The 22,697-nt window shown below is 59.6% G+C and carries 19 protein-coding genes; 8 read left to right on the top strand and 11 right to left on the bottom strand.

Annotation, left to right across the window (positions count from 1 at the left end):
- Positions 1 to 63 precede the first annotated feature (63 nt).
- Together mutM and KGB06_RS17920 are read right to left on the bottom strand one after the other, a co-directional pair.
- Entirely contained in the window at positions 64 to 876 is an 813-nt protein-coding gene (mutM, locus tag KGB06_RS17925; protein ID WP_223517970.1) for a bifunctional DNA-formamidopyrimidine glycosylase/DNA-(apurinic or apyrimidinic site) lyase, read from the bottom strand.
- 28 nt (positions 877 to 904) lie between these two features.
- Positions 905 to 1,720, bottom strand: a complete 816-nt coding sequence (locus KGB06_RS17920; protein WP_223518208.1) for an HDOD domain-containing protein — start codon at positions 1,718 to 1,720, stop codon at positions 905 to 907.
- Between the two features lie 230 nt (positions 1,721 to 1,950).
- On the opposite strand from KGB06_RS17920, the gene KGB06_RS17915 reads away from it, so the two are divergent.
- The 5 genes from KGB06_RS17915 (at position 1,951) to ilvD (ending at position 8,928) form a co-directional block, all read left to right on the top strand.
- On the top strand, positions 1,951 to 3,147 hold the full coding sequence (locus KGB06_RS17915) for a class I SAM-dependent rRNA methyltransferase (RefSeq protein ID WP_223517968.1): 1,197 nt from the start codon (positions 1,951 to 1,953) through the stop codon (positions 3,145 to 3,147).
- A gap of 423 nt (positions 3,148 to 3,570) precedes the next feature.
- Positions 3,571 to 4,650 carry a SagB family peptide dehydrogenase gene (locus KGB06_RS17910; protein ID WP_223518206.1) on the top strand — a complete coding sequence of 360 codons (1,080 nt, stop codon included), beginning with the start codon at positions 3,571 to 3,573 and terminating at the stop codon, positions 4,648 to 4,650.
- Positions 4,647 to 5,624, top strand: coding sequence for a diiron oxygenase (locus KGB06_RS17905; protein WP_223517966.1), 978 nt, complete (start codon positions 4,647 to 4,649; stop codon positions 5,622 to 5,624). The genes KGB06_RS17910 and KGB06_RS17905 overlap by 4 nt, the downstream gene beginning before the upstream one ends.
- Positions 5,617 to 6,828: an MFS transporter gene (locus KGB06_RS17900; RefSeq protein WP_223517963.1), complete on the top strand. Its 1,212-nt coding sequence runs from the start codon at positions 5,617 to 5,619 to the stop codon at positions 6,826 to 6,828. Before KGB06_RS17905 ends, KGB06_RS17900 begins: the two co-directional genes overlap by 8 nt.
- 258 nt (positions 6,829 to 7,086) lie before the next feature.
- Positions 7,087 to 8,928, top strand: coding sequence for a dihydroxy-acid dehydratase (gene ilvD / locus KGB06_RS17895; protein ID WP_223517962.1), 1,842 nt, complete (start codon positions 7,087 to 7,089; stop codon positions 8,926 to 8,928).
- A gap of 186 nt (positions 8,929 to 9,114) precedes the next feature.
- On the opposite strand, the gene KGB06_RS17890 is transcribed toward ilvD, so the two are convergent.
- A complete protein-coding gene (locus tag KGB06_RS17890; protein WP_223517960.1) occupies positions 9,115 to 10,170 on the bottom strand; it encodes a haloacid dehalogenase-like hydrolase in 1,056 nt (351 codons plus the stop codon).
- Between the two features lie 242 nt (positions 10,171 to 10,412).
- Here KGB06_RS17890 and KGB06_RS17885 point away from each other — a divergent pair, with 242 nt between their 5' ends.
- Positions 10,413 to 11,804, top strand: a complete 1,392-nt coding sequence (locus tag KGB06_RS17885; protein ID WP_223517958.1) for an L-cystine transporter — start codon at positions 10,413 to 10,415, stop codon at positions 11,802 to 11,804.
- A 123-nt stretch (positions 11,805 to 11,927) separates the two neighbouring features.
- Here KGB06_RS17885 and KGB06_RS17880 read toward each other — a convergent pair whose 3' ends face one another.
- Positions 11,928 to 12,440 (bottom strand): dihydrofolate reductase, encoded by a 513-nt coding sequence (locus tag KGB06_RS17880; RefSeq protein WP_223517956.1) that lies wholly within the window; start codon positions 12,438 to 12,440, stop codon positions 11,928 to 11,930.
- A gap of 85 nt (positions 12,441 to 12,525) precedes the next feature.
- Here KGB06_RS17880 and KGB06_RS17875 point away from each other — a divergent pair, with 85 nt between their 5' ends.
- Positions 12,526 to 13,905: a DUF2868 domain-containing protein gene (locus tag KGB06_RS17875; RefSeq protein ID WP_223517954.1), complete on the top strand. Its 1,380-nt coding sequence runs from the start codon at positions 12,526 to 12,528 to the stop codon at positions 13,903 to 13,905.
- Positions 13,898 to 15,274: a GTPase/DUF3482 domain-containing protein gene (locus tag KGB06_RS17870; protein ID WP_223517953.1), complete on the top strand. Its 1,377-nt coding sequence runs from the start codon at positions 13,898 to 13,900 to the stop codon at positions 15,272 to 15,274. Before KGB06_RS17875 ends, KGB06_RS17870 begins: the two co-directional genes overlap by 8 nt.
- Before the next feature lie 128 nt (positions 15,275 to 15,402).
- Here KGB06_RS17870 and KGB06_RS17865 read toward each other — a convergent pair whose 3' ends face one another.
- From KGB06_RS17865 to KGB06_RS17835, 7 genes are all read right to left on the bottom strand, one after another.
- On the bottom strand, positions 15,403 to 15,828 hold the full coding sequence (locus tag KGB06_RS17865) for a hypothetical protein (protein ID WP_223517952.1): 426 nt from the start codon (positions 15,826 to 15,828) through the stop codon (positions 15,403 to 15,405).
- 84 nt (positions 15,829 to 15,912) lie between these two features.
- On the bottom strand, positions 15,913 to 16,479 hold the full coding sequence (locus tag KGB06_RS17860) for a phosphonate degradation HD-domain oxygenase (protein WP_223518204.1): 567 nt from the start codon (positions 16,477 to 16,479) through the stop codon (positions 15,913 to 15,915).
- Positions 16,479 to 17,612 carry a TIGR03364 family FAD-dependent oxidoreductase gene (locus KGB06_RS17855; RefSeq protein WP_223517950.1) on the bottom strand — a complete coding sequence of 378 codons (1,134 nt, stop codon included), beginning with the start codon at positions 17,610 to 17,612 and terminating at the stop codon, positions 16,479 to 16,481. The genes KGB06_RS17860 and KGB06_RS17855 overlap by 1 nt, the downstream gene beginning before the upstream one ends.
- A gap of 119 nt (positions 17,613 to 17,731) precedes the next feature.
- A complete protein-coding gene (locus KGB06_RS17850) occupies positions 17,732 to 18,757 on the bottom strand; it encodes a putative 2-aminoethylphosphonate ABC transporter substrate-binding protein (RefSeq protein WP_223517947.1) in 1,026 nt (341 codons plus the stop codon).
- A gap of 51 nt (positions 18,758 to 18,808) precedes the next feature.
- Positions 18,809 to 20,533, bottom strand: coding sequence for a putative 2-aminoethylphosphonate ABC transporter permease subunit (locus KGB06_RS17845; protein ID WP_223517945.1), 1,725 nt, complete (start codon positions 20,531 to 20,533; stop codon positions 18,809 to 18,811).
- The gene (locus tag KGB06_RS17840) at positions 20,533 to 21,609 is read right to left on the bottom strand and encodes a putative 2-aminoethylphosphonate ABC transporter ATP-binding protein (protein ID WP_223517943.1); all 1,077 of its coding nucleotides are present in this window, start codon (positions 21,607 to 21,609) and stop codon (positions 20,533 to 20,535) included. The genes KGB06_RS17845 and KGB06_RS17840 overlap by 1 nt, the downstream gene beginning before the upstream one ends.
- A gap of 220 nt (positions 21,610 to 21,829) precedes the next feature.
- Entirely contained in the window at positions 21,830 to 22,693 is an 864-nt protein-coding gene (locus tag KGB06_RS17835; protein WP_223517942.1) for a LysR family transcriptional regulator, read from the bottom strand.
- Between the last annotated feature and the right edge of the window lie 4 nt (positions 22,694 to 22,697).

The following is a 22,697-nucleotide window of genomic DNA, read 5'->3' as shown; positions in this document are numbered from 1 at the left end:
CAAAGATGCAACTGCGTCCTTACGCCAGGCAGAGAGAACACTGACTATAGACCGCAGACCCTCTCAGCTCTGACAGCGAGGGCAAAAGACGCTGGCGCGCTGCCCGAGTTTCACATCCCGCAGTTCCGTGCCGCAGACCTTGCAGGGCTCATGGCCTCGGCCGTACACGAACAGTTCCTGCTGGAAGTAACCCGGCTGGCCGTCTCCTCCGATAAAGTCGCGCAACGTGGTGCCGCCGCGCTCGATGGCAGCGGCCAGGATGCGTTTGATCTCGATCGCCAGTTTCAAATAACGCGCCCGGGAAATGCTCTTGGCTTCGCGGCGCGGATCGATGCCGGCGGCGAATAGCGCTTCGGTCGCGTAGATATTGCCGACGCCCACCACCACCGCGTTATCCATGATGAACGGCTTGACCGCCATAGAGCGCCCGCGAGACTGCTGGAACAAGCGCTCGCCGTCGAACAGGTCGGTCAACGGTTCCGGTCCCAGGCGAATCAGCAATTCGTGGTTATACGGGTCGAGACTCCAGAGCATCGCGCCAAACCGTCGCGGGTCGGTGTAACGCAGCGCCAGGCCGGACTCCAGTTCGATGTCCACATGCTCATGCTTGGCCGCCGGCAGGCCGGCTTCCACCAGCCTTAAATTCCCCGACATACCCAAATGGCTAATCAGCGTGCCGACTTCGGCATTGATCAACAGGTACTTCGCGCGCCTTTCCACCAGCACGATGCGCTGCCCGGACAGCCGCACGTCAAGGTCTTCCGGAATCGGCCAGCGCAAGCGCCGGTCACGCACGATCACTCGGCTGACCCGTTGGCCTTCCAGGTGCGGCGCAATCCCGCGGCGGGTGGTTTCGACTTCTGGCAGTTCAGGCATGTTGCTCTCGAATCAGGCTATCCAACACTCAGCGGTGAGTGCCGAGGTCGCGAATCGTTTGCTTGAGCGTCTCGAAGTCATAGTCCGAGAGGCCGACATAATCGAGCACCAGATGCCCGATGCTGTTCCACTCGTGGTCTTCGGCCTGGTTACCCAATACCCGATAAGACGCACAAATGTGTTCGGCCATCTTGAGGATCGCCAGCAGGTTCTTGAGCTGGGCATTGCGCGACGACTCATCGCTGAAGATCGCCAACGCATTGTGGTGATTGGCGATAGCGGCGGTCACATGATCCGGCAGACGCCAGGACTTGGCGGTGTAGTAACCCACCACCGCATGGTTGGTGTTAAACGCCCGGTTCTCAGTGTCCACCACCCGGCATTCGGTACTGGCGTTAGCATACGCCTCTTCCAGAACCGTCATGTATTGCGGGAAACGCTGAAGCATCAACGGCACACCGCAATCGTGGAACAACCCCAGGGCGTACGCTTCATCGCCGGCCTGAGCGCCAATGCGCTTGGCCAGCGTCAGGCAGGTCATCGCCACGTCTTGAGCCGTATCCCAGAAGCGGTTCAACGTGACAATGGTGTCGTCATTCATCTCACCCTTGATCGACTGCGCGTTGATCAGGTTGATAATTGAACGGCTGCCCAGCAGGTTCACCGCACGCTGGATCGAGGCGATCTTGTTGCTCAATCCGTAATACGGCGAGTTGACGATTTTCAGCAAAGCGCCAGAGAGGCCCGGGTCTTGGGAGATCAGCTTCGCGATCACTTCCAGGTCCGGGTCGGGCATGTACTGCTCCATCTGCAAATCCACCATGATTTGCGGCTGGGCGGGCACGCTGATGCCTTGCAGGGACTGTTGAATCTGTTCGGTAGTCAGCTCTTGGGACATATGTACACACTCTGGGTCAGGCGCAGATTCTAGCTTCTAAAATTTGGATCCGACACCTTGGACGGTGCATCTGCTGAAGTTTCATCTCCGCCCGTGGCCTTCACCGCATGTCTATCCGCCAAACCGTGGCCTTGCGCAACACGCTATACTCCCGCTCTTTTTTCCGGAGCGACGTCATGTCCCTGCCTAGCCTGCGCCTCAAAGCCAACGCCGACCGTCGCCTGCGAAATGGCCACTTGTGGGTCTACAGTAACGAAATCGATGTAGCCGCCACTCCTTTGCACGGTTTCAAGGCTGGTGACCAGGCGATCCTCGAAGCCGCCGGCGGCAAGCCGCTGGGCATCGTTGCCATGAGCCCGAACAACCTGATCTGCGCCCGTCTGTTGTCGCGCGACATCAAGTTGCCGCTGGACAAGTCGTTGCTAGTTCACCGCATCAACGTCGCCCTGTCGCTGCGCGATCGTCTGTTCGACAAGCCGTTCTATCGTCTGGTCTACGGCGACTCCGACCTGCTGCCAGGTCTGGTGGTCGACCGTTTCGGCGACATCCTGGTGGTGCAGATCGCCTCGGCGACCATGGAAGCCCATAAAGAAGACGTGATTGCCGCGTTGACCCAAGTGCTCAAGCCAAGCGGCATTCTGTTCAAGAATGACTCCGCCGCCCGTGATGCCGAAGGCCTCAACCGCTACGTCGAAACCGTGTTCGGCCTGGTACCGGAGTGGGTGGCGCTGGAAGAAAACGGCGTGAAATTCGAAGCACCGGTCATGCAAGGCCAGAAAACCGGCTGGTTCTACGACCACCGCATGAACCGCGCACGCCTGGCCCCGTATGCCAAAGGCAAACGCGTGCTGGACCTGTACAGCTACATCGGTGGCTGGGGTGTGCAAGCTGCCGCGTTTGGCGCCAGTGAAGTATTCTGCGTCGATGCTTCAGCCTTCGCCCTCGACGGCGTCGAGCGTAACGCCACGCTGAACGGTTTCGCCGACAAAATGACCTGCATTGAAGGCGACGTGTTCGAAGCCCTGAAAGAGCTCAAAGCCAGCGAAGAACGTTTCGACGTGATCGTGGCCGACCCTCCGGCCTTCATCAAACGCAAGAAAGACATGAAGAACGGTGAAGGCGCCTACCGCCGCCTGAACGAGCAAGCCATGCGCCTGCTCAGCAAGGACGGCATCCTGGTGAGTGCTTCGTGCTCGATGCACCTGCCCGAAGATGACCTGCAAAACATCCTGCTGACCAGCGCCCGCCACCTGGACCGCAATATCCAGCTACTGGAGCGTGGCGGTCAGGGCCCGGACCACCCGGTTCACCCGGCCATCGCCGAGACTCGCTACATCAAGAGCATCACCTGCCGCCTGCTGCCAAACAGCTGATTACGCCGGTTTGACGGGGAGCCGATCGGCTCCCCGTTCTATTATCTGATATTCAACCCTACAACTTCCTACACTTGCAGTCCTGGTGACTTGCAGGACGTTTCTCTGTGTTTTTGATTTTAAAGAATACGCCTTACAAAACTCATTCACACTCTCGATTCATCCGACAAAACTACTAGAACATTCCTACTCAATCTCTCCTTGATAAGAGCGCATTAGTAACTATGATTGAGTTGTCACATTGGAGTGACGATCACTATCAATTACAAGGAGTTCCAAAAATGAAAGCAATTACTCTGGAAGCTAACAACATCGCCAACCTGGCTTTTCTGGTTGCGCCAAAAGCCCGTTAAGTAAATGAAGCGCTGGGGAGTGCCGGCTACCCAGCGTTATCTATGGAAACTCCAGAGTGAACCACCCATCATGCAGATAAACCCTTACCTCTTCATACTTCCTCGCACGCCAGGTCAAATAGTGTGGGATTACAAAAACCACAAACAGTATGAGTTGGATCTTGAGCATTCAATCCGACTGGCAGAACTTATCAACAAACCGAACAGATTCAATAATAAAAACAGCATAGACATGCAACTTCTTGAAGCAGGAATACTGACCACAGCAACACCTTCTGCTATTGAGTGGGGCTGGGATGATCTGTCGAAAATATTCCATATCGGCACCAAGAACATTCCCTGCCAACACACCCCACAAGATATTCATGAATGGTCCAGAGAATATCTGAATCATTGCAGCGAAGTCCTGGCCACACCGATCCCAGACACGCGACTGGCGGAACGCCTGGCAGACGAGTTGATTACGCTGCCGAAACCTTCATGGCTGCCGGAAAGCACTCTGGCTAACACCCTGATCGACCGAAAAACCTGCCGAACCTTCACCGGGGACACGCTCTCATTCGAAGCGGTCAGCACGCTGCTTTACTTGTCCCTGGGCTACTTGCGAGAACGTGAAGACGACATCGACGAAAGCATTGCCGAAGGACTCGACGCCCGGCGTACTAGTCCTTCCGGGGGTGGGCTGAACGCTTGTGAAGGCTTCCTTCTTGTACAAAATGTCAGCGGCCTGAAGCCCGGGCTCTATGCCTACCATCCAACCGAGCATGCGTTGAGCTTCGTCAATCCACTGCCCTGCCGGCCATTGGGTCAACTGCTGTGCGGGCAACACTTCATTAATAACCTGCCGGTGGGCCTGTTCATCACCAGTCGATTCGACAAACTATGGTGGAAATATGAACACTCGCGCGCTTATCGAATGGCCTATGTAGAAGCCGGGCATATTTCCCAGACCTTCCAGTTGGTGGCCACCGCGCTGGGATTGAACACCTGGCTGACCGGAGCGCTGACAGACGATCGGGTCGAAACGCTGCTGGGCCTCAATGACAGCCCGGAACAGCCTTTGTTTTTTGTCGGTTGCGGCAAGAGCGACGGGGAGGCGCTGTGCAAGGAATTGAAAGCGCTGCTAAGCCGTCAGGATTCCCAATCATGACGGACTCGCTCCTTGAACAAGCAACGCTTCCCACCGGCTGGGCCGATCGCTTCACCCTCGGCGACTGGGATAACCGCGCCGCCGTGCGAACCAGCAAGCACACCTATTTATTGCCGCCTGATATTGAACAGCAACTGGAAACCCGGCATTGGTTCCCGCCGGCCTTCCTGTCTTATTTGAGTCACCCGGCAGTCAAAGACGCCAGCCGGGCGATCACTCATCGACTATCGGCCAATCATCTGGTGTATTTCCTCGACTACACCACCTTGCTCGAACACCGCATCGTCAACCGATCTGTCGAAACCATCGTCCATGACGAACTCGGTGTGAGCATTCCACAGCGGATGAAAAACGCCGCGCTGCAGCTTTACACCGACGAGGGGTATCACGCCCTCGTTTCCAATGGCCTCGCCGAACAGATTGCCGCGTTCTACGGCATTTTCGATCGGCCCGTCATGCCGCAGCGAATCATCCGACTGAACGCCCTGCTCGAGCGCACACCTGACAGGCACAAGCCACTGGCCTGGTTCCTCACCGGCTTCGTCTCCGAGACAATCATCGCCAAGGATCTGCTCGACATCTGTCGCGATGCGTTGGTGGACGGCGTTCAGGAAATGCTCAGGGACCACCTCGCCGACGAGGCGCGACACAGTCGCTATTTCTGCGAAGTGTTCCATTATCTGTGGCTGCACCTGACCAGCGCACAACGCCTGTTCTGCGCTGGCCTGCTGCCGGAGCTCATTCGGGTTTTCTTTGAAGTCGATGAGCGCTGGCTGAGGGCGAGCCTTCGCTTTGTCGGCCTCGGCGAGACAGCCTGCCTGGAAATCATCGAAGGACTGTCCGACGCGCAAGCCACCCTGCAACGGGCCCGCTCGGGCGCCAGCGCCACCCTGAGCGCCCTGAAAAAAGCAGGATTCTTCGACCTGCCTTACAACCGGCAACTCTTCACCAGAGCCGGGCTTCTTGATGAATAAAGAAAACGATATAACCCACGTCAAAAAACGGCGGGCCACCATCATTCTGTTGATGACCATGACGCTGCTGGGTGTTTTCCCCCTCGACGTCGTGCTCCCGTCCTTTCCCGATCTGGCTGGCTACTTCCAGACCTCACCGTCCGAGATTTCCCTGTCCGTCAGCGTGTTCGCCATCAGTCTGGCACTGTCCGTGATGCTGGTCGGGCCATTGTCGGATGCGTGGGGACGCAAGAAACTGCTGCTGGGGGGTATTGCCATCGCGGCAATTGGAACGGTTGGCTGCGTGCTCGCCAGCGACTACTGCTGGTTTCTGGGGTTTCGCATGGTTCAGGCGATTGGTTGCGGGTCATTTTCATTGTCGCAGGCACTGATCCAGGATCTGTTCGTCGGGCGTGAACGGGAGCGCATCAGGATCTGGATGGTGACGGGGGGCGGGGTGTTCATTTCAATTTCGCCCCTGCTGGGAACCTGGCTGCAATCGTGCCTTGGCTGGCAAGGCAGTTTTTATGTATTCATTGCACTGGCGGTTGTTGCCTGGGTCGGCGCCTACCGGTTACTCAAGCAAGTCTCGCCTGTCCGTAGCGCAGCACACACGGGGTTTTTCAGAGCCTATTGGCGCTTATGTTCGGATGTACGTTTCATGGGTTACTGGTTGATTTCGGCTCTGGCCTTCGCCTGCCATTTTTCGTTCATCGTTTCTTCACCCATCATCTTCATGGAGCGTCTGGCGCTCTCGCCGTATGAATTCGCCTGGGCGTTGCTGCTATATGGCGTGGCGTACGTATTAGGAGGGGTATTAGCCAGCGTGTTGCATCGATACCTGCAAGCCAACACCCAGATCGTTATCGGCCTGGGCCTGATCGTCGTTTCAGGCGGGCTCATGCTGTGGCTGACTCGCCAGTTCGGTCTTTCTGCGGCGACGGTGTTGATCTCCATGCTGGTTTGCACCATGGGCACCACCATTGCCAGGCCAATCGCAAACTCCATAGCCATGAGTCTCTACCCGGAAAATGCCGGGGCCTCCACCTCAGTCGGGGGCATGCTGATTTTCATGTTTGGCGGTGTGACCAGTTCGGTAATCAATTTGATGCCCGAAAACCTGACCACGACGCTGGCTCTGGGCTTTCTGACACTGAGCGTTGCAGGGCTTGGAGTGAACGCAGTGATCAATCACAAGACTCAACAAGCACTCAATACGGGGTGATACGTGCCAGTCGTCATCCCGCACGCTCCGTCTGCACTGGATACACGCTTCCCGGCATTCCCTCCTGACGCCAGCCGTGTAGAATCGCGACATTCATCGCCAGTCATCCCCCGGCGGGTTTATGAGCTCAAGCTGAAGCGCGCGGCGATCCCGCAAAGTTATCGGCAACTTCCGGACACACGGCCATTTCTGAGTGTTCCAGACGTCAATAGAAGCTCACTTCCCTTTTGATACCTGATTAGCCGCCCGGAGTGCTTCATGCCTGATTACCGCTCGAAAACATCCACCCACGGCCGCAACATGGCCGGTGCCCGCGCATTGTGGCGCGCCACGGGGATGAAAGATGACGACTTCAAAAAGCCGATCATCGCCATTGCCAACTCCTTCACCCAGTTCGTACCGGGCCACGTCCACCTCAAGGACCTGGGCCAACTGGTCGCCCGCGAAATCGAGCGCGCTGGCGGTGTCGCCAAAGAATTCAACACCATTGCTGTCGATGACGGCATCGCCATGGGCCACGACGGCATGCTGTATTCGCTGCCGAGCCGCGAGATCATCGCCGACTCCGTCGAGTACATGGTCAACGCCCACTGCGCCGACGCCATCGTCTGTATCTCCAACTGCGACAAGATCACCCCAGGCATGCTGATGGCGTCCCTGCGCCTGAACATCCCGGTGATCTTCGTCTCCGGCGGCCCGATGGAAGCCGGCAAGACCAAACTGGCCAGCCACGGTCTCGACCTCGTCGACGCCATGGTGATCGCCGCCGACTCCAGCGCTTCTGACGAGAAAGTCGCTGAGTACGAGCGCAGCGCCTGCCCGACGTGCGGTTCGTGCTCCGGCATGTTCACCGCAAACTCGATGAACTGCCTGGTTGAAGCCCTGGGCCTGGCATTGCCGGGCAACGGTTCGACCCTGGCCACCCACAGCGACCGCGAGCAATTGTTCCTGCAAGCTGGCCGCACCATCGTCGAACTGTGCAAGCGTTACTACGGCGAGAACGACGAATCGGTACTGCCGCGCAACATTGCCAACTTCAAGGCGTTTGAAAACGCCATGACGCTGGACATCGCCATGGGCGGCTCCACCAACACCATCCTGCACTTGCTGGCCGCGGCCCAGGAAGCCGAGATCGATTTCGACCTGCGCGACATCGACCGTCTGTCCCGTCACGTTCCGCAACTGTGCAAAGTCGCGCCGAACATCCAGAAGTACCACATGGAAGACGTTCACCGTGCCGGCGGGATCTTCAGCATCCTCGGCTCGCTGGCCCGTGGCGGGTTGCTGCACACCGACCTGCCGACCGTGCACAGCAAGACCCTGGCCGAAGGCATTGCCAAGTGGGACATCACCCAGACCAACGATGAAGCGGTGCATCACTTTTTCAAGGCCGGCCCGGCAGGCATTCAGACGCAAACCGCGTTCAGCCAGTCGACCCGTTGGGAAACCCTGGATGACGACCGTGAAAACGGCTGCATCCGCAGTGTCGAGCACGCTTACTCGAAAGAAGGCGGCCTGGCCGTTCTGTACGGCAACATTGCGCTGGACGGCTGCGTGGTGAAAACCGCTGGCGTCGACGAATCGATCCACGTCTTCGAAGGCAACGCGAAGATCTTCGAAAGCCAGGACAGCGCCGTGCGCGGCATCCTCGCTGACGAAGTGAAGGCCGGCGACATCGTGATCATTCGTTACGAAGGTCCGAAAGGCGGCCCGGGCATGCAGGAAATGCTGTACCCGACGTCCTACCTGAAATCCAAAGGCCTGGGCAAAGCCTGCGCCCTGCTCACCGACGGCCGCTTCTCCGGCGGCACCTCGGGCCTGTCCATCGGCCACGCTTCGCCAGAAGCAGCTGCCGGTGGCGCAATTGGTCTGGTGCAGGACGGCGACAAAGTGCTGATCGATATTCCGAACCGCTCGATCAACCTGTTGATCAGTGACGAAGAAATGGCTGGCCGTCGCGCCGAGCAGGATCAGAAAGGCTGGAAGCCTGTGGAAAAACGTCCACGCAAGGTGACCACCGCACTGAAAGCCTACGCTTTGCTGGCGACCAGCGCCGACAAGGGTGCCGTGCGCAACAAGGCGATGCTCGACGGGCTGTAATACTTAACCCTCGAACAAAAAATGCCCCGCCAAGTGCGGGGCATTTTTTTGACCAAAATCCTCCTAACACCGGAGATCAACTGTAGGAGCGAGCCTGCTCGCGATAACGGAGTGTCAGGCAACATCTATGGTGACAGACACTCCGTTATCGCGAGCAGGCTCACTCCTACATTAGGACTTCGGTGCTTACTGGATTTCTTCCGGCTTCACGATCACCCAGTTCTTGTCCGCCGTAACCTCCAGCCCTTCCTTAGCTTGGGCCGCGGCGTTTGTGGCCATCATGCCGTTAATCTGGGTCATGTATTTGTCTTTGCGATTGACCCACAAGTGGATGCCGCCCTTGTTCACGTCGACGCTGTGGAACAGCATGTAACCGTCGCTGCTCGGGGTGTCGCCGCCGACCAGCACTGGTTTTTTCCACTGATCGATGTAGGTCAGGATCGCCGCCTGTTTACCGGCCATCCAGGTCGCCGGGGTCCACAGGTACGGGGTCAGTTCGAGACCGAGGTTAGCCTTCTCGTCATACTTGCCAGCAGTGATCTGTTTGCGCGCGGTGGTCAGTTCGCCGGACTTCGGGTCCTTGAGCAACAGGCTCACGCCGATGACGTTCTGCGGTTTGACGTTGTAGCCGTACTTCGGATCGGAGGCGACCATGCGCACCAGCTCTTCAGAGGCGGCGGTCATCACGTAGACCTCGATGCCGTTCTCCATCAGTTTGTTGTACAGCTCTTTCTGGCCGGTGAAGATTTTCGGCGGGTTGACGTCGAGTTTTTTGACGACGTCGCCTTCGTAGTAAGTGGCCGGCACCGGTTTGCCGGACGCCATCAACTCATCGACATAACCTTTGAGTTCTTTGAGGGTGAAACCGGAGAACACCTGGGCGACCCATGGGTAGCACACCATGTCGTCGATTTCACAGAGACGGTAGTAGTAGCTGAACAGGCTTTCCTTGTGGTCGGCGGTGTCTTTGAACGGAATCAGCTTCAGGGAGGGGTCCAGTTTGTCGCGGGTGATCAGGCCCTTGTTCTCCATGAACGGCAGCAGCGATTCTTCCAGGTCGTAGCGGTAACTGGTGTTGTCCATGTCGAACACCGCGTAGTTACCTTTGTTGGCGTTGGCGGCAATCATTGCGTCCAGCGCCTTGGCCTGATCGGCCGGCCAGTGTTTCAAGTCGGTGGCGAGTACCTGGCCGGCAAGGCCCAGGCAAAGTGCTGCAGCCAGTAATTTTGGTACGAGTTTCATCGACGATTCTCCCTGAATGTGAAAGACGTCGACGCTAACAAATATGTGTGACAGTCCTCGTCTGTCAGCGACCGTTAGCGTACCTATTGCGCCAGCTGCATCTCTGTAAGCGACGCGCCCTTATTCCAAAAACGACAGTTAACCTCTGTTTTCGGTATTAATTCATTAGATATCAAGCTGTTAGGATTCCCGGTTCGCAGCTGTCCAGGAAGGCAGCCAGCACAAGTCTTATTGGAGTCCTTATGAATCTGCCGCTGATTCTCAATCTGCTGGTGTTCCTCGCCCTGCTGTTTGGCCTGGCACAAACCCGTCACACCACCTGGAGCCTGGCGAAAAAAGTCCTGCTCGCCCTGGTGCTGGGCGTGGTGTTCGGTGTGTCTCTGCACACCGTTTACGGCGCCGGCAACCCGGTACTGAAAGCCTCGATCGGCTGGTTCGATCTGGTGGGCAACGGTTACGTGCAGCTGCTGCAAATGATCGTAATCCCGCTGGTGTTCGCCTCGATCCTCAGCGCCGTGGCCCGTCTGCACAACGCGTCGTCCCTGGGCAAGATCAGCTTCCTGACCATCGGCACGCTGCTGTTCACCACCACCCTTGCGGCGTTGATCGGTATCGGTTTGACCAACCTGTTTGGCTTGACCGCTGAAGGCCTGGTGGCCGGCACCCAGGAACTGGCGCGCCTGCAAACCATCCAGAGCGACTACGCCGGCAAGGTCGCCGACCTGAACGTGCCGCAACTGCTGCTCTCGTTCATTCCGCAAAACCCGTTTGCCGATCTGGCTCGGGCCAAGCCGACTTCGATCATCAGCGTGGTGATTTTTGCTGCGTTCCTCGGGGTCGCCGCCTTGCAATTGCTGAAGGATGACGTCGAGAAAGGTCAGAAAGTGATCAACGCCATCGACACCCTGCAAGCCTGGGTGATGCGCTTGGTGCGTCTGGTAATGAAGCTGACCCCGTACGGCGTGTTGGCACTGATGACCAAAGTGGTTGCCGGCTCCAACCTGCAAGACATCATCAAGCTCGGCAGTTTTGTCGTGGTGTCCTACATCGGCCTGGGCTTGATGTTTGTGGTCCATGGCGTGCTGGTGTCGGCAGCCGGGATCAACCCGTTGCGATTCTTCCGCAAGGTCTGGCCGGTGCTGACGTTTGCCTTTACCAGCCGATCGAGCGCGGCGACGATTCCGTTGAGCATTGAAGCGCAGACCAGCCGTTTGGGCATTCCTCAGTCCATCGCCAGTTTTGCCGCGTCGTTCGGCGCGACCATTGGCCAGAATGGCTGTGCCGGTCTGTACCCGGCGATGTTGGCGGTCATGGTGGCGCCGACCGTGGGCATTAACCCCATGGACCCACTGTGGATTGCGACGCTGGTGGCGATTGTGACGCTGAGCTCGGCCGGTGTGGCGGGCGTGGGCGGTGGCGCGACGTTTGCCGCACTGATCGTGCTGCCGGCGATGGGCTTGCCGGTGTCACTGGTGGCGTTGCTGATTTCGGTCGAGCCGCTGATTGATATGGGGCGGACGGCGCTGAATGTCAGTGGTTCGATGACGGCTGGGGCGATTACCAGCCAGATCATGCAGCAGACTGATAAAGAGTTGCTGGATGCGGATGAGCATGCGGAGTTGGCTCACGCTTAAGTCTTGTGGTGGCTGGGCGGGCCTCTTCGCGGGCAAGCCCGGCTCCTACAGGGTTTTGAGGTGAAACACACATTGTGTGAACACCACTTGACCCTGTAGGAGCCGAGCTTGCTCGCGATGCTTTTAGGCTTTTTCCCAGACTTCGAAGTTGTACGCTGGCTTGTCATCCACCGCCGGGTTTTCAGTGATCGACACCAACTTCCACTCCGTCAAATCAAACTCCGGAAACCATGCGTCCCCGTCCGGGCTCAGTGCCACGCGCGTCAGATACAACCGATCCGCCTGAGCCATCCCCTGCGCATACAACTGCGCACCGCCTATCAACATCAGCTCATCGACGCCCTGCTCCTTCGCCCATTCTTCGGCGCGAACTACCGCAGCTTCCAGCGACGGGTAAACCTCGGCGCCTTCCAGCACCAGATCCACTTGACGGCTGACCACGATGTTCAGCCGGCCCGGCAGCGGACGCCCGAGGGAATCCCAGGTCTTGCGACCCATGATGATCGGCTTGCCGAGGGTGGTGGCCTTGAAATATTTGAAGTCCCCCGGCAAGTGCCAGGGCATGCTGTTGTCGACGCCGATCACGCGGTTTTCACCGAGGGCTGCGATCAGGCTGAGGGGGAGTGATTTAGTCATGCCGACGAGGATACCAGAGCCATCCGTACCCCGATAAGCGCCACAGCGGTTATGCTCACAGCTCTATGGAGCGATGGGATCGCGCGTGACTGAACTGACTGGACTGCAAAATCTCTGGCTGACCGAAACCGTGCGCCTGCGTGAAGAGCACGCCGGCCCCCTGGAAGACCTGGAAGCCAACCGACTGGCCCGCAGTGCCGGCGGTGACCTGCCGACACGGATTCAACGTCGCGCCGTATGGCTGGCCGAACGCGATGGTTTGGCCAACGCCCTGCAACATTGGCTGCAAGGCGCGCGACTGGCGCTGATCGTGATGGCGGTGCTGGCCGTGGTCAGCGGCGCCGGTCTGGCCTTTGCCGCGATGGGCGACGGGCAGCCCCCGGTGAACGTGTTCTGGGCCTTGGGCAGTCTGCTCGGGCTGAACCTGATTCTATTGCTGAGCTGGGCGCTGAGCCTGATCTTCGCCGGCGAAAACGGCGCCACCCTCGGACGCTTATGGTTGTGGCTCAGCGAAAAACTGGCCCGCGATGCCAAAGCCGCGCAACTGGCCCCGGCCCTATTGCTGTTGTTGCAACGACAGAAACTCAATCGCTGGGCCATCGGCATGCTGGTCAACGGTCTGTGGCTGTTGGCGATGCTCAGCGCACTGGCGATTCTGCTGACGTTGATGGCCACCCGGCGCTACGGCTTCGTCTGGGAAACCACCATTTTGAGCGCTGACACCTTCGTCGCCATGACTCAGGCCCTCGGCGTGTTGCCGGCCGTGCTCGGCTTCAGCGTGCCCACCGTGGAGATGATCCGCGCCAGCGGCGATGCCGCGCTCAACATCGAAAGCGCTCGACAGGCCTGGGCTGCATGGCTGGTGGGTGTCCTGCTGATCTACGGGGTGCTGCCGCGTTTGCTGCTGATGCTGTTTTGCCGGTGGCGCTGGAAAACCGGCCAAGCGAAATTGCATCTGGATCTGAACCTGCCCGGCTATGCCCAACTGCGCGAACGATTGATGCCCACCAGCGAACGCCTGGGCATCAGCGATGCTGCGCCAGAGCAACTTCATCGCGTGGAACGCGGTGTCACTGACCAGCAAAGCGACGGTGCCCTGCTGGTCGCCATCGAACTGGATGACCTGCGCCAGTGGCCGCCGCACCTGCCGAAAAACGTGGGCAACGCCGGCGTTCTCGACAGCCGCGAATCACGCAACCGACTCCTCGAACAATTGAGCCGCTTTCCACCCGCGCGTCTGGTCATCGCTTGCGACCCACGTCGCTCGCCGGACCGTGGCAGCCTCGCGCTGATCGCCGAACTGGCGCGCAATGCTGGCGCCACCCGCGTCTGGCTGCTCCAAGCGCCACCCGGTGAAGCGCTGGACGCGGAACGACTGGGCGACTGGCATGTGGCGTTGCAACAATTGGAGCTGCCTTTCGCCGATTGCGCACCGCTGAACTGGCTGGAGACCGGTCATGACTAACGCCTGGAAGGCACCGTTGAAGCTGGCCGTGGTCGGCCACACCAACGTCGGCAAAACCTCATTGCTGCGCACGCTGACCCGTGATGTCGGATTCGGCGAAGTGTCCCATCGCCCCAGTACCACGCGCCACGTCGAAGGCGCACGCTTGTCGGTGGATGGCGAGCCGTTGCTCGACCTCTATGACACGCCTGGCCTGGAAGACGCCATCGCCCTGCTCGACTACCTCGAGCGCCTGGAGCGTCCCGGCGAACGCCTCGACGGCCCGGCACGCCTGGCGCGATTTCTTGAGGGCAGTGAAGCGCGGCAGCGCTTTGAGCAGGAAGCCAAAGTGTTGCGGCAACTGCTCACCTGCGATGCCGGCCTCTACGTGATCGATGCCCGCGAACCGGTGCTGGCCAAGTACCGCGATGAACTGGAAGTGCTGGCCAGTTGCGGCAAACCACTGCTGCCGGTGCTGAATTTCGTCAGCAGCGCTCACCACCGTGAGCCAGATTGGCGTGAAGCATTGGCGCGTCTGGGCTTGCATGCCCTGGTGCGTTTCGACAGCGTCGCACCGCCGGAAGATGGCGAACGTCGCCTCTATGAAAGCCTCGCGCTACTGCTGGAAAATTCCCGTGAACAGCTTGAGCGATTGATCGCAGATCAACAGGCCCAGCGCCTGGCCCGTCAGCAAAGCGCGGTGCGGCTGATTGCCGAGTTGCTGATTGATTGCGCCGCCTGCCGGCGCAGCGTGGCCAGCGATGCGGAGCAGGAACAGCACGCCATCAGCGAACTGCACAAAGCCGTACGCCAGCGCGAACAACGTTGCGTTGAAGCGCTGCTCAAGCTTTACGCATTTCGCCCACAGGATGCAGCGGCCAGTGATCTGCCACTGCTCGATGGCCGTTGGGGCAATGATCTGTTCAACCCGGAAACCCTGAAACAGCTCGGTGTGCGGGTCGGCAGCGGGATCGCGGCTGGCGCGGCAGCCGGGGCCGGAGTCGACTTGCTGGTGGGCGGCCTGACACTTGGCGCAGCAGCACTGGCCGGCGCGATCGCCGGTGGCGCACTGCAAACCGCGCGCAGCTATGGCAGCCGGTTAATGGGCAAGATCAAAGGCCAACGAGAACTGACCATCGATGACAGCGTGCTGCGATTGTTGGCATTGCGTCAGCGCCAACTGCTACAGGCCCTGAATGCGCGTGGGCACGCGGCAATGGACAGCATTCAGGTCGCCACGCCGCAGGACAAGACCTGGCGCGAAGGCAAATTGCCCGAGGCCCTGAACAAGGCTCGGGCGCATCCGCAGTGGTCGTCGCTGAATCCGCAGGCGAAATTGAATCAGGCGGAGCGGCAGGAGCAGATTGAGGTGTTGGCGCAGCAGTTGTGAGCCTTGATGCTTGTGGTGTTTGGGCTGGCCCCATCGCGAGCAGGCTCGCTCCTACATTGGATCTGTGCAACGACGCACACCCCCTGTGGGAGCGAGCCTGCTCGCGATGGCCGTGACTCGGTTTCAGATCACCACCAACCACTCTTCAAAAACTCGCGCACCAACGAACTGACTCGCCTTCGATCCGTGCGATCCGCCCGGCCATCGTTATCCACATCCGAACTCAATATCACTTCGAAATCCCCATCGTTATCAAGATCACGGACAGCTGCTTTATACGCAATGACCGTCCCTTCATGAAAATGCAGACGCACCGTTTCCGGCGTACTGTCGCCAGTCGTGTTTTCAGCAAAAATTCGTAGATGCCGCGCCTCACCTTTGCCTGCGTTGTACCAGGCACATTTCAAATAGGTCGTGCCCAAGCGCTTGAGCACCAGCAGGTCCGCCTGTGTTGCTTCGCGCTGCAGCTGTTCATCTTCATAAAAGTGAACATGCAGCGTATCGGGCTGGCCGTTAGCGCTTTGATCCTGTGCGATGACTTTTAGATAACGCATCCATGCGCTCCTGTCGAAAAGATCAGCCTGGACCCGATCGGCACTACGGTCCATGCGCCCGTTCTCTATCGCACGTGGGACAAGTCAACTCACCTTGAGGGACAACAGACCGGCAGCCTTGCGCTTCAAAATGTCGAGATCAATCAGCGGCACGTGCATCTCTTTGGCCAACTCATCCCACTGGCGCATGCGCAAACTGACCTCGCACAACGGATCTTGCTCGAAGGCTTCAGCCTCGGCAGGCATCATCACCCCGCCCTGATACTCCAGCGTGCGACGGCTGGCTTCACTCAAGCGCTGGTAGTACCCAGGTTCCTTCAACGTCAGGTAACGCTTGGCCTGCACGTGGTATTCCACCAGTCGCGCCATGCGTTCGCTGAAACCGGCTCGGCGCAAGTAGTCGGCGCCCAGCCGCTCGTGGCTGACCACACCGAAGCCGTCCATGTTCTCGGCGCTTTCTGAGCAGATGTGCCCGATGTCGTGAAAAAACGCGGCCAGCACCACTTCATCATCGAAGCCTTCGGCCATCGCCCGTTGCGCGGACTGGGACATGTGTTCGATCTGTGACACCGGTTCGCCAATGTAGTCGCTGGCCCCAAAGCGTTCGTACAGACCGAATACTTCGGCAATCACCTGTTCGTGGTTGCCCATCATTGCTCTCCCAACAAAGTCGCCACATTACGTTCAGCCATCGCTGGCCCGACGCTCATGCCGACTCCGGTGTGCATCAGCGCCACGCTCAATCCCGGTGTCGGTCGCAGGAACGAAAACGGCCCCGGCCCGCGTGATCCATAAACACCCTGCCAGCGCTCGACCACTTGTAACTTGCAACCCAGCGTCTGCTCGGCCAGTTCGATCATCCAGTTGTCGACTTGCTCAGCGTTGAACGGCGAGGGATCGCTGCCGTAGTGGTGAGAGTCGCCGATGATCAATTCGCCATAGGGCGTGGGACTGATCAGCAAGTGAATGCCGTTGTCATGCAGATGTGGCTCGTCTCGCAGAATCTGCGCCTGCACCGCCGCCGCTTCCGGCAGATCGGCGAAAGCGCCGTAGTGCACGCAACTCAAACCGGTGAGCAACGCATGTTGCAGGTTGAGGTTGATTTGCGGGCGGGCGCGGAGCATTTGCAGACGGCAGATTTGCGGGTTGAGTGCGGCAATCGGCTCGGCCAGCAACGTCTGATAATCGTGGCCGGAGCACAGGATGATCTGCTCGGCGCTGAAGGTGCCGGCAGTGCTGTGCAAGCGGCCCGGCTCGATGTCGCGGACCAGGGTCGAAAAGTGAAAGGTGACGCCGAGTTCGTGGCGCAGGTAATCAATCAGCGCCGGAATCGCCTCGCGGGAATACAGTTGCTGATCGTCCATCCCGTGCAATGCAGCGCGGTGATGGCTGAACTGGCCGCCGTACAGATCACGCAGTGCAGCGCCGCGCAGTAGCTCGACACGGTAACCGTGCTCCACGGCGCGACCGGCGCAAAAGGCTTCCAGCAGGTGTTCTTCCGCTTCGGTGCGGGCGAACAGGTACGAGCCATTGCGTTTGAGTTGCAGGCCGGCAAGTTGCGCCCACTGGCCCCAGATCTCACGGCTGGCCTTGGCCAGTTCGAGCATCGGGCCCGGTGGCTGGCCGGTGACGAGGGCCTGGCCGAAATTGCGCACCGAGGCGCCCAATGGCGTTTCGCTGCGTTCGAAAACCGTGACTTTGAGACCGCGTCTGGCGGCGGCGTAGGCGTGGGACAGGCCGAGGATGCCGGCGCCGACGATCAGCATGTCGTTGTGTTTTGTCATGGAGAATTGTCCTGAATTCGAAGCCGCCTTCGCGGGCAAGCCTCGCTCCTACAGGGGAACGCGTATCCCTGTAGGAGCGAGGCTTGCCGGCGAAGGGGCCCTGCCAGCCAATGGAGATCTTACTTGGCCGCCACTTTCTCGGACTTGCCGTCATAGCGCTTGCGCCATTCGGTCAGGATCTCGTCGCGGTTTTTCGAGGCCCAGGCAAAGTCGTTCTTGATCAAACGCTGCTCATAATCGGCCGGCAATTCGGTTTGCGGCTTGGCAATCCCGGGTTGGGCGAGAACAGCGAAGTTCTCTTTGTAGAGCTCCATGGCCTCCGGGCTTGCAGAGAAGTCAGCCAGCTTCTTCGCCGCCTCTTCATGCGGTGTGCCCTTGATCACGGCGGTCGCTTCGATCTCCCAGCCCAGGCCTTCTTTCGGCAGGATGATGTCCAGTGGCGCGCCTTGACGCTTCAACTGAACAGCCGGGTATTCAAACGAAATACCGATCGGGAATTCGCCAGCGGCCGCCAGTTTGCAAGGCTTGGAACCGGAGTGAACGTACTGGCCGATGTTCTGGTGCAGACCGTCCATGTACGCCCAGCCCTGCTTCTCGCCGAAGGTTTGCAGCCAGGCGCTGACGTCGAGGAAACCGGTGCCGGACGAGGCCGGGTTGGGCATGACAATCTTTCCTTTGTACTCAGGCTTGGTCAGGTCCTGCCAGCTCACCGGTTTGGTCAGGCCCTGCTTCTCGGCTTCGACGGTGTTGAAGCAAATGGTTGCGGCCCAGACGTCCATGCCGACCCAGGCTGGCGGGTTGGCGGCGTCGCGATAGTTGCCGCCGATCTTGCCCAGGTCCTTCGGCGCGTAGCTTTGCAGCATGCCTTGTTGATCGAGGATCGCCAGGCTCGAAGCGGCCAGCCCCCAGACTGCGTCGGCTTGTGGGTGGGCTTTTTCGGCCAGCAACTTGGCGGTGATGATGCCGGTGGAATCACGCACCCACTTGATCTCGACGTCCGGGTTGGCCTTTTCGAAAGCTTCTTTGTAGGTCTTCAGTTGTTCGGCTTCGAGGGCGGTGTACACCGTCAACTCGGTTTGCGCCGCGAAGGCGTTCAGGCTGAAAGCAGTGAGGACAGCAGCGGCCAGGGCCAGGGGCTTGAACATGATCTTTTCCTGTTTTTGAGTTGAAGGGCTTTCGGTTTTAGGAGCAGCGAATCAATTGCCGGGCGCCGTTTGCCGCCAGGCCTGGGAGCGACGCAACAAACCGCGCGAGGCCCAGGCCAGCAGCAGGGACACGCACGCCGAGGTGATCAGAATCAGGGTCGACATCGCTGCCGCGCCGCCGACGTTGCCGGCGTCGTCCATGTTCAGCACCGCCACCGCCGCGAGGATGGTGTCGGGGCTGTAAAGGAAGATCGCCGCCGAGACGGTGGTCATGGCCGAGACGAACAGGTAGCGCACGATGTCCAGCAGCGCCGGCAGGCAGATCGGCACAGTGACCCGCAGGTAATGCCGATACAGCGGCGCCTTGAGCGACAGCGCGGCGGCTTCGAACTCGGCGTCGAGCTGACGCAGCGCGGTGGTCGCGGTCATCTGCGCGGTGGTCAAATAGTGAGCAATGGTGCAGACCACCAGCAGGGTCATGGTCCCGTAGAGCACATGCAACGGGTTGCCGTTGAGGTTGAAGAAGAAGACATAACCCAGGCCCAACACCAGCCCCGGCACCGCCATCGGTACGAAACTGAGCATGCGCAGGGTTAGATTGAGTCTGCGCTGACCTTTGGTTTTTTCCATCAGGTAAGCGCCGGTGAAGATCAGCACGCTGCCGATCAGCGCCGTGCACAGGGCCATCTTCACGCTGTTGCCGTAGGCCAGCCAGCCGCCACCCGCCGTGTCGTTGAACTGGTAATGGTTGAGCGACAGCGACAGGTTGTACGGCCAGAACTTGACCAAGGATGAGAACACCGCCATGCCGAACACCAGCAGCAACGCCGCGCAGATCAGCAACACGATGGCCAGGTAGCAACCGTCGCGCAGTTTCGATGGCCCGGGTTTGAAGACTTGGGCACGACCGCTCATGGAATCGCCGTGACGTCGGCGCAACCACGCATCGACGCCGAAGCTGAACAACGCCGGCAGCAGCAGGACCATACCGATCAACGCGCCGCGACCGAACTGCTGCTGACCGACCACCGCTTTGTAGGCTTCCAACGCCAGCACTTGATAATCGCCACCGACTACCACGGGCACACCGAAGTCGGTGATGGTCAACGTGAACACCAGGCAAAACGCGGCGAACACGGCCTGACGCGTCGCCGGCCAGGTGATGCTGCGGAAGGCTTTCGCCGGACTCGCACCCATGCTGGACGCTGCATCGAACAGTCGCGCATCCGCCAAGGACAGCGCCGACAGAAGAATCATCAAGGCGTGTGGGAAGGTGTAGATCACCTCGCCCAGCACTATGCCCCAGAAGCCGTAGATATTGTCCGAGAGCAGACCGCGCAACAGGCCCTGATTGCCGAACAGGTAAACCAGCGCAATACCCGGCAGCATCGACGGCGCCATCAATGGCAGCAGCGAAATTCCGCGCCAGATGCCTTTACCGGGAATCAATGTGCGTTGCAAGGCGTAGGCAAATAGATAAGCCAGCGGTACGACAATCGACGCGACGCTGAGGGAAACCTTGAGGCTATTACCCAACAGCCAGTGGAAATTCTCGCTGGTCACCAACTCCCGTGCGGCCACCAGACCACCGCCCTGCCCGGCTTCTGAACTGAACCCGCGCCAGAAGATCGCCAGCAAAGGCATCAACACAGCGACGCCGAGCAATACCAGCAGCAGCACTTTGCCGCCCACCACGAACACCCGGTCGCCGATTTCAACGCGGGAGGTCTGCCGAACCTGCTTGTGCGGTATCGGCAGCGCGATGTTCGCGCTCATCAGGCAAACACCTGCAAGCTGCGAGGCGGCAAGGCGACCATGATCTGCTGGGCGCCAAGGCGCGGCATGGCTTCCGGCGCCAGTTCCGCCAACAACGGGTGACCCGGCAATTGGTCGAGTTCGAAGCTCATGCGGCAGCGATTGCCGAGGAAGGTGATTTCGCGAACCCTGGCCGGGAACAGGTTTTCTTCATGCACCAGCGGGTTGACGTTGATTGCCTCCGGGCGGCAGAACAACCGGCCCGACGCGGTTTTCGCGCTGCCATTCGCCAGGCGCATGTTCAACCCGCCGACTTGGGCGTGGCTGTCGCTGCTGCGCTGGAATGGCAGCCAGTTGCCCTGACCGACGAACTCCGCCACAAACGGTGTCGCCGGGCGGTCATAGATTTCCTGCGGTGTGGCGTACTGCTCGACCTTGCCGTTGTTCATCACCGCGATGCGGTCGGCCATCAGCATGGCTTCGTCCTGATTGTGCGTGACCATCAGGGTGGTGATGCCGAGGTTGCGTTGCAGTTGGCGCAACTCGGTACACAGATGCTCGCGAACCCGGGCGTCGAGTGCCGACATAGGTTCGTCCAGCAGCAGTAACGACGGTGCTGGCGCCAAGGCCCGAGCCAGTGCAACACGCTGCTGTTGGCCGCCAGACAATTGGCCGGGGTACTTTTTCTCACTGCCGATCAGGCCGACCAGTTCCAGCATCTGACCGACACGCTTGCGCACTTCATCGCGGCCGCTGCCGGCGAGGCCGTAGGCAATGTTCGCTTCGACGGTGAGATTGGGGAACAGCGCGTAGGACTGGAAGAGAATGCCATAGTCCCGCGCCTGAGGAGCCAGGTGGGAAACGTCGCGATCACCCAGGTACAACTCGCCACTGTCCTGCTTTTCCAGACCGGCGATGCAGCGCAGCAAGGTGGTTTTGCCACAACCCGATGGGCCCAGCAGACACACCAGCTCCCCGGCCGCCACGTCGAGGGAAACGTTATCCAGCGCGGTAAAGGCGCCAAAGCGTTTCTGCACGCCGCGCACCTTCATCGGGGCGCCGGGGTTGGTCAGGGCAGTTGCGTTCGAGTGGTTCATGGACAGGCCTCATCTAGCAGATGAAGGCCATCCTAGGGATGTAATGCGTCCGTCATGTGGCAGTGAGGCAAAAATGGCTGATAGTGGTATTCAGGGATTTTGGTTGAGTGATGTGTCGTCTGGCCTGGCCTCTTCGCTGGCAAGCCAGCTCCTACAGGTATCGCGTTCCCCTGTAGGAGCTGGCTTGCCAGCGAAGAGGCCAGCACCGTCACCGCAGATCTCAGGCCGGAGCCATTTCCTGCGCCAACCCCAGAAACGCCGCCGGCAGCCGCGCACCTTTGCGTTCCTTGAGGCAGTACAGATACTCCGGAATCTGCGGCGCATTTTCGATGGTCAGCACCCGCAATTGCGGATCATGCGGCACTTCCTGCCGGGCAATGATGCTGATGCCGATGTTGCGCAGCACCGCCTCCCGGATCGATTCACGGCTGCCAATCTCCAGCAACGGCCCGAAACTCACCCCGGCGCAGGCCAACAACTCTTCGGTCAATCGCCGAGTGGTCGATCCCGACTCCCGCATCAACAACGTATGCCCGGCCAGCGCACTGAGCGGCACATGATCGTGCACCGCCAGCGGATGATTACGATGCACCGCCAGCACCAGCGGATCGCTGCCGAGTACTCGACGAATCAGTCGCGCATCGTCGAGCAATTGCGACGACGCCGCGACATCCACCCGGTAATCCTCCAGCGCTTCGAGCACTTGCTGGGAGTTGCCGATTTCTACCGACACTTCCACCTGCGGCAAACGCTCGCGGAAGGTCTTCACCAAATCAAGGATGTAATACGGCGCCGTGGCCGCGATACGCAGCGTGCCCTGCACCTGACCGCTGTTGCGCAGAAAAAACTCGATGTCGGATTCCTGCTGCAACAACGCCTTGACCATCGGCAGCAGCCGCGCGCCTTCATCGCTGACGCTGAGTCGACGACCGCCACGGTAGAACAGCTCAACTGAGTACTGACTTTCCAGGTTGCGGATCTGCGTTGTCACCGTCGGTTGGCTCAGGCCGAGCTTCTTCGCCGCCAGGGTAATGCTGCCCAGGCGGGCCACCATATAAAACGCCTTCAGCTCGGCACTCAGCACACCC

The organism is Pseudomonas sp. GL-B-19 (genome assembly GCF_019956415.1).
Classification (GTDB): Bacteria; Pseudomonadota; Gammaproteobacteria; order Pseudomonadales; family Pseudomonadaceae; genus Aquipseudomonas.
This window is presented reverse-complemented; position numbering and strand designations above follow the sequence as displayed.